Raw genomic sequence first — 15,681 nt, forward strand, 5'->3', positions numbered from 1 at the left:
CACCGCCGACACTACGGAAGTTGACGGATTCAGCGTGGAAACCGTCAACGACCGTAGTGTCGGCGGGCTTCGGGACTCACGCGGCAGCAGCCATCCGCGCCCGACGGAACCGGTTCGCGATCAGTCGCAGCACCCCGGCGTGGGCGCCCAGCGGCTCGGACACGGCGTCGGCACCGGAGGCCCGCAGTCGATCCTGGAAGAGGCCGTCCGCCAACAGGTATGACGCCACCACCACGCGTCGGGCACCACCGTCGCGCAGGGCGGTCACCGCGTCCGCGACCCGGGGCTCACCGGTCGCCGCGAACGCCAGCTCCACCCGCTCGCCGAGTGCGGCCGACAGCATCGCCGCGGTGATCCGGAGGTCGCGCAGCGCGCCGTCGTCGGACGTGCCGGCGGCGGCGAGCACCACCGAATCGCCGGGGCGCCAGCCGCATTCGAGCAGTCGGTCGGAGAGCACGTGGATCAGCTGCGGCGACGGGCCGAGCGCCTCGGTGACGGTGACGTCGGCGTGGCCGCTGTCTTCGACGTGGGCGGGGATGTCGACGCGGACGTGGTAGCCGCGGGTCAGGAATGCAGGCACCAAGACCGCAGGGGCGCCGCCGATCTCGGCGAGGACGTCCGACGGGGTCGGCCCCACCACGTCGACGAACGCCGTCCGCACGCGCGTCCCGAGCATCGGGCCCACTCGCGCCGCGAGGTCGGCGATCATGGCGACGCCGCCGGGCTTGCGGGTGCCGTGCGCCACCAGGATCGGGATCATGCGGCACCCGAGTCATCGACGGCCAGGCGGTAGCCCCGCTTCACCACCGTCGAGACGATCTGCTTGTCGCCCAGCGCCGTTCGCAGGCGCAGGACAGCGGTCTCGACAGCGTGGGTGTCGGTGCCGCTGCCGGGCAGCGCGCGCAGCAGGTCGACGCGCGACACCACCGAGCCCGGGCGCGTGGCGAGCGCCCGGATGGTGGCCATGCCCGCCGGGGACAGCTCCTTGACAACCCCGTCGACCAGGACGCAGGTCCCGCGGATCTCGAGGGTGTGCCCGGCGACCCGCACGACCCGCGAGCACAGCACGGGCAGCTCGTCGGTGATGTGCCGGGCCAGCGCCCCGAGCCGCATCCGCACCGGCGCCGAGGTCGGGACGCCGAGGCGCACCAGCGGCCGCGCGGTGACGGGGCCGACGCACATCGCGTGGACGTCGGTGCGCAGTGCGGACAGCACGTGGTCCTCGACGCCGAGTTCCATGGCACGCATCAGCACCGAGGCGACGGCGGGCGCGGACGTGAAGCTGACGGCGTCGAACTTGCGGTCGGCGATGTCGAGCACCAGCTGGTCGAACGCCCCGCCGTGCGGCGCGGGATGCCAGCGGTACACCCGGATCGGGACGACGTCGGCGCCCGCGGCGCGCAGCTCGTCGACGAACTCGGGGAACGGGTCCCAGTCGTCGGTGGCGCCGTGCAGCTGGACGGCGATCCGCAGGCCGGAGATGCCGCCCGCGAGCAGGTACTGCAGCACCTCGCGGGACGACTCGGAGTCCGGTGACCACTCCTCGGGCAGCCCCGCGGCGCGCAGCGCGCCCGTCGCCTTCGGGCCCCGCGAGACGATCCGCGCGCCGGCCAGCGCGTCGGTGAGGTCACCGGCCAGCCCCCAGCCGTCGGCCGCCTCCACCCAGCCCCGCAGGCCGATGCCGGTGGTGGCGATCACGACGTCGGGGGGCGCGGCGATCAGCGCCTCGGTGTGCCTGCGCAGCTCGTCGTCGTCGGGCAGCGGCACCATCGCGATCGCTGCGGCGCTGGTCACGGCGGCGCCGCGGCGGGTCAGCAGCGTCGCCAGCTCCTCCGAACGGCGTGCCGAGGTCACGGCCACGCGGAAACCCGTCAGTGGCGCGCCGCTCGGCTCAGTCATGCGACAAGTACAGAGACATCGTGTTGCGGAGCCGTTACGCAGTGATTGCCGCGGCGTGTCGCCGCCTGCGGGGGGTGACCCGACCGTGAACACGGCCTCACCGGCGTGGTCGGTCGCCCGTGAGGTGCGCTCACGGCCGTCGTTCCAGGTCGGCGACCAGCGGACGATGGTCGCTCAGCGGTACCTCCGGTGCGCTGACGCCCGTCACGACGAGGCCCGGGTCGTCGGTCATCAGGTGGTCGAGCTGGCGGTCCGGTTCGTGGGCGGGGAACGTGAGCGCGTCGGCGAGCGGACGGAAGCCCGTCCAGCGCCGCACCGTGGCGGGCGTCATGTTGAGGTCGCCCGCCAGGAGGTGGGCGCCCGGGCTGAGCCGCAGTCCGTCGACCAGCCGTCGCAACTGGCGGCGGTTCCAGCCGGGCACGAAGGACAGGTGCGAGTTGGCCACGGTGAGCGGGCCGAGCGGGGTCTCGAACCGTCCGATGATCGCCGACCGCGGTTCCTCGTCGACGATGATGACCCGTCGGGTGCCGGGGATGTAGACGGGAACCTTGATCGGGATCCGCGGCAGCCGGATGGAACGCCAGGTGGTGGCCGGGTACCGCGACAGCAGGGCGATGCCGTAGGCGGCGGTGTCGGGGCTCTCCCGCCCGGTGGCGGCCATCCAGGTGGCGCCCGGGATGCCGGACATGGCGGCCACGAAGCGGTGTGAGCGGGCACCCATGGCCTCGGCGGCCACCGCCGTCAGGTCCGCCATCCCCGACCGCGGCTGGTCGCGGTCGACCTCCTGCAGGGCCAGTACGTCGACGTTCAGGCTCTCGATCACCCGCGCGAAGCGGGCGACGTCCACGCCGTCGTCCAGGTTCCGGCCGTGCAGAATGTTGAAGGTAGCCATCCGCATGGGTACTTGATACCCACCATGACGCACATCGAGCCAAAGCCCGAGCAGGATCCGTGGTCCGGACTGCGCGAAGCGCTGCGACGGGCGGCGTCCGCGCTGGCCGCGGAGGGGCGGCCGTTCGCGCTGGCCGGCAGCTACGCGCTGTGGGTGCACGGCGCCCCCGAACCGCTGCACGACGTCGACCTGGTGGTCGAGGAGTCCGACGCGGACGCGGTCGCCGAGACGCTGACGCGGGCGGGATTCACCGTGGAGCGGCCGCTGGAGTCCTGGCTGCTCAAGGCGTACTGGGACGGCGCGCTGGTGGACGTCCTGCACAGGGTCAACGGCGTTCCCGTCGACGCCGCGCTGATCGAGGCGTCGCCGTCCTACGACGTGCTCGCGATCCCGATGCGGGTGCTGGAGCCCACGACGGCGCTGACGCAGAAACTGCTGGCACTGAACGAACACCACTGCGACTTCGAGCCACTGCTGCCGCGGCTGCGGGCGGTGCGCGAACAGGTCGACTGGCCGCGGCTGCGCGACGCGACGAAGGACAATCACTTCGCGGCCGCGCTGCTGTTCCTCGCCGATCGGATGGGCATCGCGCCGACGGCGTGACCTCGTTTGTCCCGACCTCGGGCGGGTACCGGATCGCGTCATGGCGACGATTGGGACGACGACCGGGCTGACCGCACGCAGGCCCGAACTCACCGGTGTACGGGCCCTGGCCACGCTGGCCGACCTGGGCCTGGTCTCGGGGTACTAAGACCGCTTGCTCGGCCATCAGGCGTCGCACGATCTGGACCGTCTACAGGTGCTCATCGACGTCTCGGAGTTGGGCGTCACCGGGTATCAGTGCGCCGACTGGCTCCGTGCGCACCGCCGGATCGACGTGGGCATGAGCGATCGCCGCCGAACAGCTCACCCCGTACCCGCCGGGCATCCCGGCCGTGGTGCCGGGCGAGCGCCTGACCGACGCGGTGATCGACTATCTGCGTTCGGGTTCCGCGGCCGGGATGGCCGTCCCCGACGCGACGGACGCGTCGCTGCAGACGTTCAGGGTCGTCGCCCGAGCGGGGTGAGGAGTACCCCGGTCACCAGACGTCGCCCTCGCGCCAGTCGCAGGTGATCTCGCCGGTGGTGTCGAGGTCGACGGTGACGGGGAGGACGAAGATGCCGTCGTCGTCGCCGGGTGTGCGGGTGACGCCGGCCGGGCTCAACGTCGACGTCCGGCCGCGCCACGGCAGCCAGCCGCGCCCCGCGTAGAGGGGCCTGCCCGCTTCGGACGCACTGAGTGCGCCCAGCTGGTACGCGCCGCGCACCACCTGCTCCAGTGCGTCCATGACGGCCATCGCCAGACCGCGACCCCGGCAGTCCTCCCGCACCGCCACCGCCTCGAGGTACCCGCAGCGCAGCGCACGGCCGTCGTGTAGGAGTTGGCGCTGGACGACCGCGCCGTGGGCGATCAGCGCGCCGTGGTCGAAGATCAGCGCGTGCATTCCGCCGAGGGCGTGCTGCCAGTCGGCGTCGGTGAAGTCGCCCGCGAAGGCCTCGACGATCATGCGCAACGCGCCGTCCCGCGTGTCGGCGTCCAGATCGGACGTATGAACCAGGCGCGCCGTGTGCACACCCTGTTGTATCACCGGCGGGCCACCGAGGTGACGGGCCGCGGGCGCACGGACCGACCGGGATCGCGCCATTTGCGTAGACCGACCTTTCTACCTACGGTAGACCAATCGTTCTGCACCGCGGCTCGCATCACCGCTCCGGTGCCCTCTCCCCGGGAGTCTCATGGCTGGTCAGCGGAACGTCGCCGCTGGGTTCGGTGACTGGTGCGCGCGCCGCGCGATCTGGGTGATCGGGTTCTGGGTGCTGCTCGCCGGCGTCCTCAACGTGTTCGTGCCACAGGTCGAGGTCACCGTCGCGAAGAACTCGGCGCCGTTCATCTCCAACGACCTGCCCGCGGTCAACGCGTTGCGCGAGATGGCCGACGACTTCGACGTCCCGCACTCGACCGCGATCGCGAGCCTGGTGATCGAGTCCGAGCACCGCATCGGGCCCGCCGAGCAGGACTACTACCGGCAGGTCGTCGACCGTCTGAACGCCGACCGCGAGGACGTCGCCTACCTCATCGACGTCTACGGCAATCCCGCGATCGGCGAGGTCGGCCAGAGTCCCGACGGCAAGGCGATCGTCCTGACTGTCGCCGGGGTGGGTGACGTGGGGTCGGCACGGGCCCACGAGAGCACGGTGGCGATTCGTGCCGCCATCGACTCGATCCCGAAACCCGAAGGGCTGCAGACGCATCTGACCGGTGCCGGCCCCACGCTGGCGGACCTGTTCACGTCGATGGACCAGTCGCTGCTGATCATCACGTCGGTCTCGGTCGTGCTGATCACCATCCTGCTGCTGATCGCCTTCAAGTCGTGGGCGGCCGCGGCGATCCCGCTCGTCACGATCGGCATCTGTCTCGGGATCGCCCGCCCGATCGTGTCGCTGCTCGGCCTCACCCACGTGATTCCGGTGTCGAACCTGTCGATCGCAATCGCGACGGCCATGGTGCTCGGCGGCGCCACCGACTACGCCATCTTCACCGTCACCAGCTTCTTCGAGGGTCGTCGCCGATCGGTGCCGTGGCGCGAGGCCATCGGCTACTCGTCGGCGCGGGTCACCCGCATCATCGTGGCCTCGGCGCTGACCGTCGCCGTCGCGAGTGCTGCGATGGCGTTCTGCAAGTCGGGGATCTTCCGGACCGCGGGCATCCCCACGGCCATCTCGATCGTGGTCGCCGGCCTGGTGGCGTTGACGGTACCGCCGGCGTTGCTCCGGCTGCTCGCGCCTCGGGGGTGGCTCGAGCCGCGTCCACTCAACGAAAGGCGTTGGCGCAGGATCGGATCCCGCGTCGTACGGTCGGCCATACCGCTGTCCGTCGCCGCCGTCGTCCTGCTGCTCGCGGCGTCGTCGGTGCTCCTCACCGCCGTGTCGAGCTTCGACGAGGACAGGATGCAGATCCGCGCCACCGATTCGACCGACGGTCTGGACGCGGTGTACCGGCACTGGCCGGTGAACGAGGCGATGCCGGAGTTCCTGCTGGTGCGCGCCGACCACGACATGCGCAACACCAACGACCTGGCCGCGCTCGAGGCGGTCGCGATCGGGGTGGCCAACGTCCCGCAGGTCGCCCACGTCCGGTCGATCACCCGGCCGGACGGCGCTCCGATCCCCGAGGCCAGCGTGGGGTACCAGACCGGACGCGTCGCCGACGGACTCGCCGACGCCGACCGGCAACTGCAGACGGCCTCACCCCAACTGCGGGCACTGGCGGCGGGCGTGGATCGGCTCAACGCCGGCGCGGCCGACGCCGTGCGCCGGCTGCCCGAACTGGCGTCGGGGACCCAGCGGGTGGTCACGCTCGCCAGATCGGTCCTCGACGGGCTCGACGTGGCGGAGGGCATCGTCGACACCGCGACGGCGGGCAGCGCCGACCTCCGCCAGGCCACCGACCGTCTCACCGACACCGTGTCCGCCCTGTCCGCCCTCGCGGCGGCGGTGGGCGCCGCCGACGAGCAGCAGTCCGCCGCGGCGGCACGGATCGCCGACGCCTTCCGGCCGTTCCTGGCCGACGCGCCCTCGCCTGCGTGCGCGGCCGATCCGAGGTGCCTGCAGGCACGCCAAGCCTTCACCGACCTCAACGCGTACACGGCGGGGGCGGTCTCGGCGGCGCTACGCCAGGCCGGTTCGCTCACCGGCTACCCACGGGACGTCCTGACCCGCGCGCAGACCGCCCTGCCCCAGATCGAGACGGCGCTGACCGGCCTGCAGCGGATGCTCGACCAGCTCGACGGTCAGTCACCGGACGCCGCACGCGCACAACTGGTTCGACTGTCCGACGGCGTCGACCGGCTCACCGGCGGGCTGGCGGACCTGAGCAGCGGGCTCGGCCAGGTCAAGGCGGGCACCGATCAGACCGTCGCCCTCACCGCCGAACTCCAGGGCGGCCTTCGGACCGCCACCGACTACCTCTCCGGATTGAGTTCGCACACGACGGTGGGGCCGGGCAGCGGCTTCTACCTCCCGCCGGAGGGGCTCGCGCAGTCGCGCTTCGTCGACGGCGCCAAGCTGCTGATGTCCCCGGACGGACGCACCGCCAGGATGCTCGTCGTCTGGAACGTCAACCCCTTCTCCGACGAGGCGCTCAACACGGCGTCCGCCCTCGCACCCGCGGCTGCGGAGGCGGCCCAGGGCACGGTGCTCGACGGCGCCCGATTCGCGGCGACGGGATACTCCTCGATCGCCGACCAGATGCGCACGCAGGTGTTCGAGGACTTCGCCCTGTTCGGCACCGTTGCGGTGATCGGGGTGTTCCTGGTGCTGGCGGTGCTGCTGCGGTCGCTGGTGGCGCCCGCGTTCATGGTCGCCACCGTGGTGCTGTCCTTCGCCGCGGCGGGAGGCGTCAGCGTGTTCGTCTGGCAGCACCTGCTGGGCATCCCGCTGGACTGGTCGGTGCTGCCCGTGTCGTTCATGGCGCTGGTCGCCGTCGGGGCCGACTACAGCATGCTGTTCGCCGACCGGATCCGGGAGGAGGCCGAGCGTGGCGGCATGGTGCGCGGGATCCTGCGCGGCTTCACGTCCACGGGCAGCGTGATCACCACCGCCGGCCTGGTCTTCGCGATCACGATGTTCGCGCTGATGAGTGGCAGCGTGTTCAACCTCGTTCAGATCGGATCGACGGTCGGGCTGGGCCTGCTGCTCGACATCGCCGTGGTGCGGACGATCTTCATCCCCGCCGGCATGGTGATCATCGGCGACCGGATGTGGTGGCCCAGCACGCCTGCCGCGAGCTGAGACCGTTCAGCGGGCGGTGGCGCGCTTGCGTCGAGAGGTGTTGGGCGACAAGCGTTGACGAAGCAGGGCGGCCATGTGCTCGTGGGTCACGTCGAGCGGGTCGGTGGACCGGTAGGCGATGGCCTGCACGATGGCGCCCTCCACGGCCGACAGCGTGAAGGTGGCCAGCGAGGCCGCCTCCGCGGCGGTCAGGCCATGCGCCTGCAGCTGCGCGGCCAGCGTGTCCCGCCACTCCGAGAACACGTCGGCGGCCTGGCGGGCGAGTGCGGGGGTGTCGAACGACCCGAGCGCCGCCATCGCGATCGGGCATCCGCTCTGGAAGTCCTCGGCGATCATCGCCTGCTTCCAGAACTCGACGAAGCCGGTGAGGCTGTCCTGCGGGTCACTGTCTTCGGTCAGGTGCCGGATGGCGCCGTTGACGTGCGCGCCCGCGACGCGGGTGGCCTCGACCATCAATTCCATCTTGCCGGAGGGGAAGTGGTTGTAGATCGAGCGGCGGGCCGCGCCGCTCTGCTGCACGATCTCGGCGATGCCGGTCGCCTGCACCCCGCGACTGCGGAGCAGGGCGATGGTGCACGACACCAGGCGTCGGCGGGCACCCTCCATCGGAGCACTCCTTCATCGGCGGCCAGTAGACCGTTCATGCTACAGGTGTGGGCCCGTCTCCGTGGCCGGTCGAGCGCGCCCGCGCCCAGTGGAACCGGACGCTCCGGCCGGGACGGAGTTGGGCGGCGTCGTCGATGGCGGCCTCGGTGAGCACGCCGATCACCGGGTAGCCGCCGGTCACGGGATGGTCCGGTCCGAGGATCACCGGGAGGCCGTTGGGCGGCACCTGGATCGCACCGCGGACGGCGCCCTCGCTGGGGAGTTGACGATCCGGCCACCGCGCCGACAGGGGGTTGCCGTCCAGGCGCATGCCGACGCGGTCGCTGCGGTCGGAGGCGATCCACTCGGTGCGGACGAACCGGTCGGGATCGGCGAACCAGTCGTCGCGGGGGCCGGGCATCACGTGCAGGTCCAGGACGCCGGTGCCGATCGCGGCGACGGGTGCCTGGTCGAGTTCGGGGTAGTCGGCGGTGTGTTCCCCGACGGGAACGTCGTCTCCGGCCCGCAGCGGCCGGGGGCCGATCGTCGACAGCACGTCGTGGCTCCGCGATCCGAGGACGGGCTCGACGTCGACGCCGCCCCGGACGGCGACGTAGCTGCGCAGTCCCGCGGCGGGGATGCCGAGGGCCAGCACCTGCCCGTCCCGCACGTGCTGTATCCCGTTGCTGCCGAACGGCTTCCCGTCCACGGTCGGCCGGGCGTCGGCACCGGTGACGGCGATCGACAGGTCGCCGCCGCGTAGTCGGGCGACGAACCCGCCGAGCGTGACCTCGATCGTGGCACGGTCCTCGGGGTTCGCGACCAGGCGATTGCCCAGGGCGTGCGCGCGCCGGTCGGCGGCTCCGGAGCGGGTGACGCCGAGGTGGGCGTGGCCCGGTCGGCCCAGGTCCTGCACCAGGGCCAGCGGCCCGGTCGCGAGAATCTCCAGGGTGATCACGGAGTCGGCCGGTCGATCGCGCGGAACCGGATCCACGTACCCGGTACCAGTAGGGCAGGCGGAGTGCGGTCGACGTCCCACAGGACGGCGTCGCACCGTCCGATCAGCTGCCAGCCGCCAGGTGTCTCGCGGGGGTACACGCCGCTGAACTCGCCGGCGAGCCCGACCGATCCCGCGGGCACCCTGGTCCGCGGTTCGGCGCGGCGTGGGACGTGCAATCGGGGGTCGCCGCCGACGAGGTAGGCGAAGCCGGGTGCGAACCCGCCGAAACCCACCCGCATCGGTGCCGCGGTGTGGGCGGTCACGACGTCGTCGGCGGACAGGCCGGTCAGCCGGGCCACCTCGTCGAGGTCGGGACCGTCGTAGACCACGTCGAGCGTGACGTCGACGCCACCGTCGCCGGGACTGCCGTCGGCGGGGTCCACCCGCAGCGACGTCAACCGTCGCCGGACGGCACCGACGTCCGCGAGGGCGGCCAGTTCGACCAGGACGGTCCGAGCGGCGGGCACGACGTCCAGGACGCCCGGCAGGTCGGCCCGGCGTATGGCGTCCGTCCACGCCAGCACCTCGTCGATGCCGTCGAACTCGAGGAGCAGTGCGCGCTCCCCGTAGTCGTGCACGGTGCCGACGGCGGACATCGTCAGATGGCGGGCTGGTAGGTCGGTTCGCGTCGTTTGATGTGGCCGATGACGCGGTAGGTGATCGGCAGCATCACCACCTCGATGGCGGTCTTGTAGAGCCATCCGAGCGCGGTGTAGACGGCGAAGTCGCGGAACGTGGTGATGCCGATGGCGCTCGCGGCGATCGCGCAGAACACCAGCGTGTCACCGAGTTGGCCCGCGAAGGTCGAGCCCACCAGCCGCGCCCACAGGTGCTTCTCCCTGGTGCGCTCCTTGATCGCCACGACCACCCACGCGTTGATCGTCTGGCCGACCGCGAATCCGGCCAGGCCCGCGACGATCAGCTGGGTGTAGGCCCCCACGATGTTCTCGAGCGCGGCCTGGTTCTCGTAGAAGTCCGCGGCGGGCAGATAGACCGTGACCCAGAACGCCAGGGCCGCCAGCACGTTCATCGAGAAGCCGAGGATGATCGCCTTCCGCGCGGCCTTGAAGCCGTACACCTCGGACAGCACGTCGCCGATCACGTAGGTCAGCGGGAACACGATGAACCCGCCGTCGGTGAGGATCGGACCGAACGCGACGCCCTTGGTGGCGGTGACGTTGGAGATGATGACGAGCGCGGTGAAGACGGCGACGAGCACCGGATAGTAGGCCGAGCCGACCTTGGCGAAGCTGGGCCGAGCGGTGTCCTCGAGGGCGTCTGTCACCCGGACATTGTGTCAGGCCGTCGGATCGGGTCTCAGGCGAGCACTTTGGCCAGCATCGGTGGCAGCCGGTCGGCGACCACCGGGTAGGACAGCACGGTGCCGTACGCGATGGCGCCCGCCAACTCCCTGTCGGTGAGCACGTTGCGGTTGTTCTTCGTCGCCTTGAGTTCCGCGAACGTCGGGTCGGCGAGGAGCGCGCCGATCTCGGCGTCGTTCTCGGTGGTCCAGATCAGCGCGTCGGCCTGGTCGAGGACGGCCGCCCAGCGGTCCCGCGGGACGTAGGCGCTCTCGCCGTCGACGTACTCGGCGATACCGTCGGGGATCGTCAGGCCCATCTGGGTGAGGTATTCGGTGCGTGGGCCCGCCGGGGTGACCACGACGCGGTCCTTGAAAAACGTCCCGCCGACCACGTACACCTTCTTGTCGTTGAGCGACGGGTTGTCGGTCTTGACCTTCGCGAAGCGGTCCTCGACGCCGGTGACGAGGGTCCGCATGTCGTCGACCTTGAACGTCGCCTGACCGATGACGTCGGCCTGGGTCTTCCACGGTTCGAAGAAGGCGTCCGCGCCGGACTGGGCGATGGTGGGCGCGATGGCCGACAGCCGGGTGTAGGTGTCGGCGTCCAGGCCGGCGTTGATCGCGACGATGAGATCGGGCTTCAGAGAGGCGATCTGGTCGACCTGGATGCCGTCGACGAGGTTGAGCACGACGGGTTGCGCGGCACCCAGTTTAGGCAGTGCCCACGGCCAGGTGGCGAAGGGCTCGCCGCCGAACCACTCCGTCACGGCGATCGGCACCACCCCGAGGGCGAGGAGGTCGTCCTGCTCGGTGAAGCCGGCACTGACGACGCGCTGCGGTGGGCCGGGGATCTTGGTCTCGCCGAACACGTGTGTGACGGTGACGGAACCGTCGTCGGCGACGGCGCCCGGCTTGTCGGGACTGCAACCGGCGGCGAACGCGGCGGCTCCGGCGGACAGGGCCAGTGACCGGGCCAGGAAGGCCCTGCGCGACCAGATGTGGGGCACGCGGCCGAGCGTAGTGGCTAACCGAGGTCGAAGTTGGCGAACAGGATTGCCGCGAGTCCCAGCGCCACCACGATGTTCACCACCGTCGCCGAGGCGAACACCGCCACGGGACGCCAGCCGGCCTCGCGCAGACCGCGGAGGCTGAACTCCAGGCCGATCGACACGAAGGCGAAGATCAGGAACCAGGTGCGCAGGTCGTTGACGGTCGTGATGGCCGCCTTGTCGCCGCCGTACTGCAGGTAGAGGGTGCCGATCACCGACGCCGCGATGAAGCCCAGGACGAACTTGGGGAACCTCTCCCAGAACTGACCCACGGTGGGCCGGGCCGAGGCGTCCGTGCGCTCGACCTTCAGTGCGAAGTAGGCGGTCAGGGCGATCGCCACGAACCCGATCAGCGCGTTCTGCGTCGTCTTCACGATCGTCGCGATCTGCAACGCGTCCTCGCCGGCGAGCGACCCGGCGGCGGCGACGGCGGCGGTGGTGTCGATGTTGCCGCCGATCCACGCCCCGGACACGGCCGGCGAGAGGCCGAGGACGTCGGCGAGCCACGGCAGTAGGAAGATCGACGGGAGTGCGAAGACGATCACCAGCGACGCGGCGTAGGCCAACTGTTCCTTCTTCGCCTGTACGGCACCGGCCGCGGCGATCGCGGCGCTGACACCACAGATCGACACCGCCGACGCGAGCAGTGCCCGCAGCTTGTCATCGAGGCCGAGCCGACCGCCGAGCCACCACGTGAAGCCGAAGACGATCGAGATCAGCAGCAGTGCCTGGACGATTGCCGGACCGGCTGCGGTGACCAGGATCTTCAGGTTCACCGAGGCGCCGAGCAACACGAGACCGGTCTTGATGAAGAACTCGGTGCGGAAGCCGCGGGACAGTGCGTCGCGGACCCCCAGCCGGCTGAGTACGGCATTGCCCAGCAGCCCCAAAGCGATGGCGTAGATGGGGAATTCGATCGACTTGGCGACGCCCGCGAGGGGAGTGTCCGCGGCCCACCCGGGGACGTGGGACTCCAGGAAGCGCGCTGCGGCGCCGAGGACGAGCACCACGGCCACGCCTGCGACGGCATAGCCCACCACCGGGCGCGACGCGGGCGGCACCTCGACGGCCGCGTCGTCGGCCCGGGTGCGATCGGTCACGGGATCACGCTGCCCGGGAGGGCGCCGACGAGCACCAGGGCGAGTAGCGCCAGTCCGACGACGACGGCGAGCCAGTCCTCATTCACGTGGGCGGACGCTACCGACCGGTGGAGGCAATCTCACCGGTTGCGCTCAGCGCGAGCGCAACCGGCGCGCGTCAACCCGCAGTCGGTTGAGACGCGCGGTTTGGGGTACTTATGTGCGGCATCTGCACTTGACCGAACAAAGGACACATCATGATCGGAACAATCATCGGCGCCATCGTCGTCGGCCTCATCGTGGGCGGATTGGCACGGCTGATCATGCCGGGCAAGCAGAACATCGGCGTCATCATGACGGTGCTCCTCGGGGCGATCGGATCGTTCCTGGGCACCTGGGTCGCGTACAAGCTCGGGTACTCGAACCAGAACGGCGGCTTCAAGATCATCCCGTTCCTCGTCGGGATCATCGTCGCGATCATCCTGATCGCGGGCTACCTCGGCATCACCGGCAAGCGCAGCTCGTCCAAGATCGGCCGGTGACCCCGTGCTTGCACTGCTGAGTTCACCGGTCCGGCGTTGGGTCCTGACGGTCCTGCTCGTTCCCGTGCTGGCCTTCGTCCTGTCGCGCCTGAGTCTTTTCCTGCAGCGCCGCAACGACGGTCGGCACACCAAGGTGTCGAGTGCCCTGGCGAAGGCCTCCGGCTTCCTCCAGCGCCGCACCCGCAAGGGCAAGCACGAGATGGGTGATTCGCGCGCCCTCAGGTGAGGGCGAGCGAGACGCCGAGGACCACCATCGTCGCGGCGATCACGCCGTCGAGGATGCGCCAGGTCCTCGGTGTGGCGAAGACGCCGGCCAGGCGGCGTGCCCCGAACCCGAGCGTGACGAACCAGACGGCGCTCGCGGTGACCGCGCCGACCCCGAACAGCCAACGGCCACCCTGCTGTTGATTGGCCAGGGCGCCCAGCAGCACCACGGTGTCCAGGTACACGTGCGGGTTCAGGAACGTCAGGGCCGCCGCGGTCACCAGCACCGCGCCGAGTCGCGCGGGTGCCTCGTCGGCAGGGGTGAGCGCGGCGGGCCGCATCGCGCGTCGCGCGGCGAGCACGCCGTAGCCGATCAGGAAGGCGGCCCCGCCGAACCGTGCGACGTCCATGGCACCGGGGTGAGCGCTCACCAGTGACCCGACGCCGGCGATGCCCGCGGTGATCAACAGCATGTCGGCCACGGTGCAGAGCAGCACCACCGGAACGACGTGCTCGCCCCGGATGCCCTGGCGGAGGACGAACGCGTTCTGCGCGCCGATGGCCGCGATCAGTGCGATCGACGTAAGGAAGCCGACGAGCAGCGGTGAGGTCATGCCGACGACGGTAGGAGCCGCCTGCGATTCAGTACAGCTAATGATTCTTCACTGGCATTAGCGACGCTTATGTTGCCGGTCACTGCGGCGTTCGGCGCACCGCCCGCGACTCAGTATCGTTCCGTGCGTGGTTGGGAAACGATCTGACGGACGGGCGCCGTCCCGCCGGGGGATGCAGATCGCCCTGCCGGGGCGCCGCGATCCCGCACCCATCGCCGGCCAGCGCCGGCGGGCCCCGCGCGAGGTGGGCGACCTCCACACGCGCAAGGTCCTCGACCTCACCATCCGCCTCGCCGAGGTCATGCTGTCGTCCGGTTCGGGCACCGCCGACGTCATCGCCACCGCCGAGGACGTCGCCCAGGCCTACCGCCTGACCGACTGCGTCGTCGACGTCTTCGCGACCACCGCCATCGTGTCCGCGCTGCCCACCGCCGACAGCCCGCCGGTCACGATCGTGCGGGCCGTCCACGTTCGCACCACCGACTACACGCGGCTGGCCGATCTCGACCTGCTGGTGCAGCGCATCACCTCCGGCGGCGTCACCGTCGACGAGGCCCACGACGCGATGGACGAACTGACCGAACGCCCGCACATCTATCCGCGCTGGGTGGCCACCGTCGGCTGGGCGGGCTTCGCGCTGGGCATCGCCATGCTGCTCGGCGGCACGTGGCTGACGTGCGTGCTGGCAGCCGTCACCTCGATGGTCATCGACCAGTCGGGCCGGCTGCTCAACCGCATCGGCACCCCGTACTTCTTCCAGCACGTCACGGGCGCGGCGATCGCGACGCTGGTCGCGGTGGCGGCGTACTTCGTGGCGGGACTGAACCCGACGGCGCTGGTGGCCACCGGGATCGTGATGCTGCTCTCGGGTCTGACGTTCGTCGGCGCCATGCAGGACGCGGTGACCGGCAACATGCTCACCGCGGTGGCGCGGCTCGGCGAGGCGCTGTTCCTCACCTCCGGCATCGTGGTGGGCATCGTCGCCGGACTCCAGGTCGCCACCCTCGCGGGCATCTCCATCGAGCTGCACGTCGACGCCACCGAGAGCTTCGTCATTCCGAATCAGCCGCTGTCCATCGGGCTCGCGGTGTTCGGCGCCGGGCTCGCGGGTGCCTGCCTGACTCTCGCGAGTTACGCGCCGTGGCGGTCGATCATCATCGCCGGTATCGCCGCCGCGAGTGCGGAGTGGCTGCTCATCGGACTCGGCACCGCCGGCCTCGGACAGGTCGTCGCCACCGGGATCGCCGCCGTGGCGGTGGGTTTCGTCGCCACGCTCATCTCGATCCGCAGGCAGGCCCCCGCCCTCATCACCGCCACCGCCGCGATCATGCCGATGCTGCCGGGCCTCGCGGTGTTCCGCGCCGTCTACTACCTCGCCGTCGACGGCAGCTACAACGACGGACTGGCGCAGATGCTGTCCGCGACGGCGGTCGCGCTTGCGCTGGGCAGCGGGGTGGTGCTCGGCGAGTTCATCGGCTCACCCCTGCGGTACCGCGCCGGTCGGGTGGGTGACTTCCTCCGCATCGAAGGCGCCCCGGGGCTGCGCCGGGCAGTCGGCCGGGTGGTGCGGCTCGAACCCGCCGACCCCGAGCAGTCGAGCGACGGCCAACGCCCGCTGAGCGTCGCTCTGGAGCCCGCCCAGGATCGTGCCCCGGACACCGACGAGGACGCCGGAACGCCCTAG

At 70.9% G+C, this 15,681-nt stretch carries 16 protein-coding genes and 1 pseudogene; 6 read left to right on the forward strand and 11 right to left on the reverse strand.

Going from position 1 to position 15,681, the window contains the following annotated elements:
• Positions 1–76 precede the first annotated feature (76 nt).
• The 3 genes from AC1MEY_RS25600 to AC1MEY_RS25610 form a co-directional block, all read right to left on the reverse strand.
• Entirely contained in the window at positions 77–760 is a 684-nt protein-coding gene (locus AC1MEY_RS25600) for a sirohydrochlorin chelatase (RefSeq protein WP_480228146.1), read from the reverse strand.
• Positions 757–1,899, reverse strand: coding sequence for a uroporphyrinogen-III synthase (locus AC1MEY_RS25605; protein WP_480228147.1), 1,143 nt, complete (start codon positions 1,897–1,899; stop codon positions 757–759). Before AC1MEY_RS25605 ends, AC1MEY_RS25600 begins: the two co-directional genes overlap by 4 nt.
• 130 nt (positions 1,900–2,029) lie before the next feature.
• A complete protein-coding gene (locus AC1MEY_RS25610) occupies positions 2,030–2,797 on the reverse strand; it encodes an endonuclease/exonuclease/phosphatase family protein (protein WP_480228148.1) in 768 nt (255 codons plus the stop codon).
• An 18-nt stretch (positions 2,798–2,815) separates the two neighbouring features.
• Between AC1MEY_RS25610 and AC1MEY_RS25615 the strand changes: the two genes are divergently transcribed.
• Both AC1MEY_RS25615 and AC1MEY_RS25620 read left to right on the forward strand, forming a co-directional pair.
• The gene (locus tag AC1MEY_RS25615; RefSeq protein WP_480228149.1) at positions 2,816–3,394 is read left to right on the forward strand and encodes a hypothetical protein; all 579 of its coding nucleotides are present in this window, start codon (positions 2,816–2,818) and stop codon (positions 3,392–3,394) included.
• A 148-nt stretch (positions 3,395–3,542) separates the two neighbouring features.
• Positions 3,543–3,858: pseudogene (locus AC1MEY_RS25620) on the forward strand (Orn/Lys/Arg family decarboxylase); the annotation flags it as partial.
• Between the two features lie 12 nt (positions 3,859–3,870).
• Here the strand turns inward: AC1MEY_RS25620 and AC1MEY_RS25625 are convergent.
• Positions 3,871–4,416 carry a GNAT family N-acetyltransferase gene (locus tag AC1MEY_RS25625; RefSeq protein ID WP_480231672.1) on the reverse strand — a complete coding sequence of 182 codons (546 nt, stop codon included), beginning with the start codon at positions 4,414–4,416 and terminating at the stop codon, positions 3,871–3,873.
• Between the two features lie 151 nt (positions 4,417–4,567).
• On the opposite strand from AC1MEY_RS25625, the gene AC1MEY_RS25630 reads away from it, so the two are divergent.
• Positions 4,568–7,621, forward strand: a complete 3,054-nt coding sequence (locus tag AC1MEY_RS25630) for an MMPL family transporter (RefSeq protein ID WP_480228150.1) — start codon at positions 4,568–4,570, stop codon at positions 7,619–7,621.
• A gap of 6 nt (positions 7,622–7,627) precedes the next feature.
• Here AC1MEY_RS25630 and AC1MEY_RS25635 read toward each other — a convergent pair whose 3' ends face one another.
• Genes AC1MEY_RS25635 through AC1MEY_RS25660 form a run of 6 tightly spaced genes read right to left on the reverse strand, consistent with a single transcriptional unit; the run spans position 7,628 to position 12,619 of the window.
• Positions 7,628–8,227: a TetR/AcrR family transcriptional regulator gene (locus AC1MEY_RS25635; protein WP_480228151.1), complete on the reverse strand. Its 600-nt coding sequence runs from the start codon at positions 8,225–8,227 to the stop codon at positions 7,628–7,630.
• A 34-nt stretch (positions 8,228–8,261) separates the two neighbouring features.
• The gene (locus AC1MEY_RS25640) at positions 8,262–9,164 is read right to left on the reverse strand and encodes a 5-oxoprolinase/urea amidolyase family protein (protein WP_480228152.1); all 903 of its coding nucleotides are present in this window, start codon (positions 9,162–9,164) and stop codon (positions 8,262–8,264) included.
• Positions 9,161–9,802, reverse strand: coding sequence for a 5-oxoprolinase subunit B family protein (locus tag AC1MEY_RS25645; RefSeq protein ID WP_480228153.1), 642 nt, complete (start codon positions 9,800–9,802; stop codon positions 9,161–9,163). The genes AC1MEY_RS25640 and AC1MEY_RS25645 overlap by 4 nt, the downstream gene beginning before the upstream one ends.
• A 2-nt stretch (positions 9,803–9,804) precedes the next feature.
• Positions 9,805–10,491 (reverse strand): queuosine precursor transporter, encoded by a 687-nt coding sequence (locus tag AC1MEY_RS25650; protein WP_480228154.1) that lies wholly within the window; start codon positions 10,489–10,491, stop codon positions 9,805–9,807.
• A gap of 32 nt (positions 10,492–10,523) precedes the next feature.
• On the reverse strand, positions 10,524–11,516 hold the full coding sequence (locus tag AC1MEY_RS25655; protein WP_480228155.1) for an ABC transporter substrate-binding protein: 993 nt from the start codon (positions 11,514–11,516) through the stop codon (positions 10,524–10,526).
• 17 nt (positions 11,517–11,533) lie between these two features.
• Entirely contained in the window at positions 11,534–12,619 is a 1,086-nt protein-coding gene (locus tag AC1MEY_RS25660) for a YeiH family protein (RefSeq protein ID WP_480231673.1), read from the reverse strand.
• A 275-nt stretch (positions 12,620–12,894) separates the two neighbouring features.
• Here AC1MEY_RS25660 and AC1MEY_RS25665 point away from each other — a divergent pair, with 275 nt between their 5' ends.
• Complete coding sequence (locus AC1MEY_RS25665; protein ID WP_480228156.1) at positions 12,895–13,179, forward strand: GlsB/YeaQ/YmgE family stress response membrane protein; 285 nt, start codon at positions 12,895–12,897, stop codon at positions 13,177–13,179.
• A 4-nt stretch (positions 13,180–13,183) separates the two neighbouring features.
• Positions 13,184–13,405, forward strand: a complete 222-nt coding sequence (locus AC1MEY_RS25670) for a hypothetical protein (RefSeq protein WP_480228157.1) — start codon at positions 13,184–13,186, stop codon at positions 13,403–13,405.
• Here the strand turns inward: AC1MEY_RS25670 and AC1MEY_RS25675 are convergent.
• Positions 13,398–13,997: a LysE/ArgO family amino acid transporter gene (locus AC1MEY_RS25675; RefSeq protein WP_480228158.1), complete on the reverse strand. Its 600-nt coding sequence runs from the start codon at positions 13,995–13,997 to the stop codon at positions 13,398–13,400. The two genes, AC1MEY_RS25670 and AC1MEY_RS25675, sit on opposite strands and share 8 nt — an antisense overlap.
• Before the next feature lie 172 nt (positions 13,998–14,169).
• Between AC1MEY_RS25675 and AC1MEY_RS25680 the strand changes: the two genes are divergently transcribed.
• Complete coding sequence (locus AC1MEY_RS25680; RefSeq protein WP_480228159.1) at positions 14,170–15,681, forward strand: threonine/serine exporter family protein; 1,512 nt, start codon at positions 14,170–14,172, stop codon at positions 15,679–15,681.

This window comes from Mycobacterium sp. PTI7 (genome assembly GCF_056679845.1).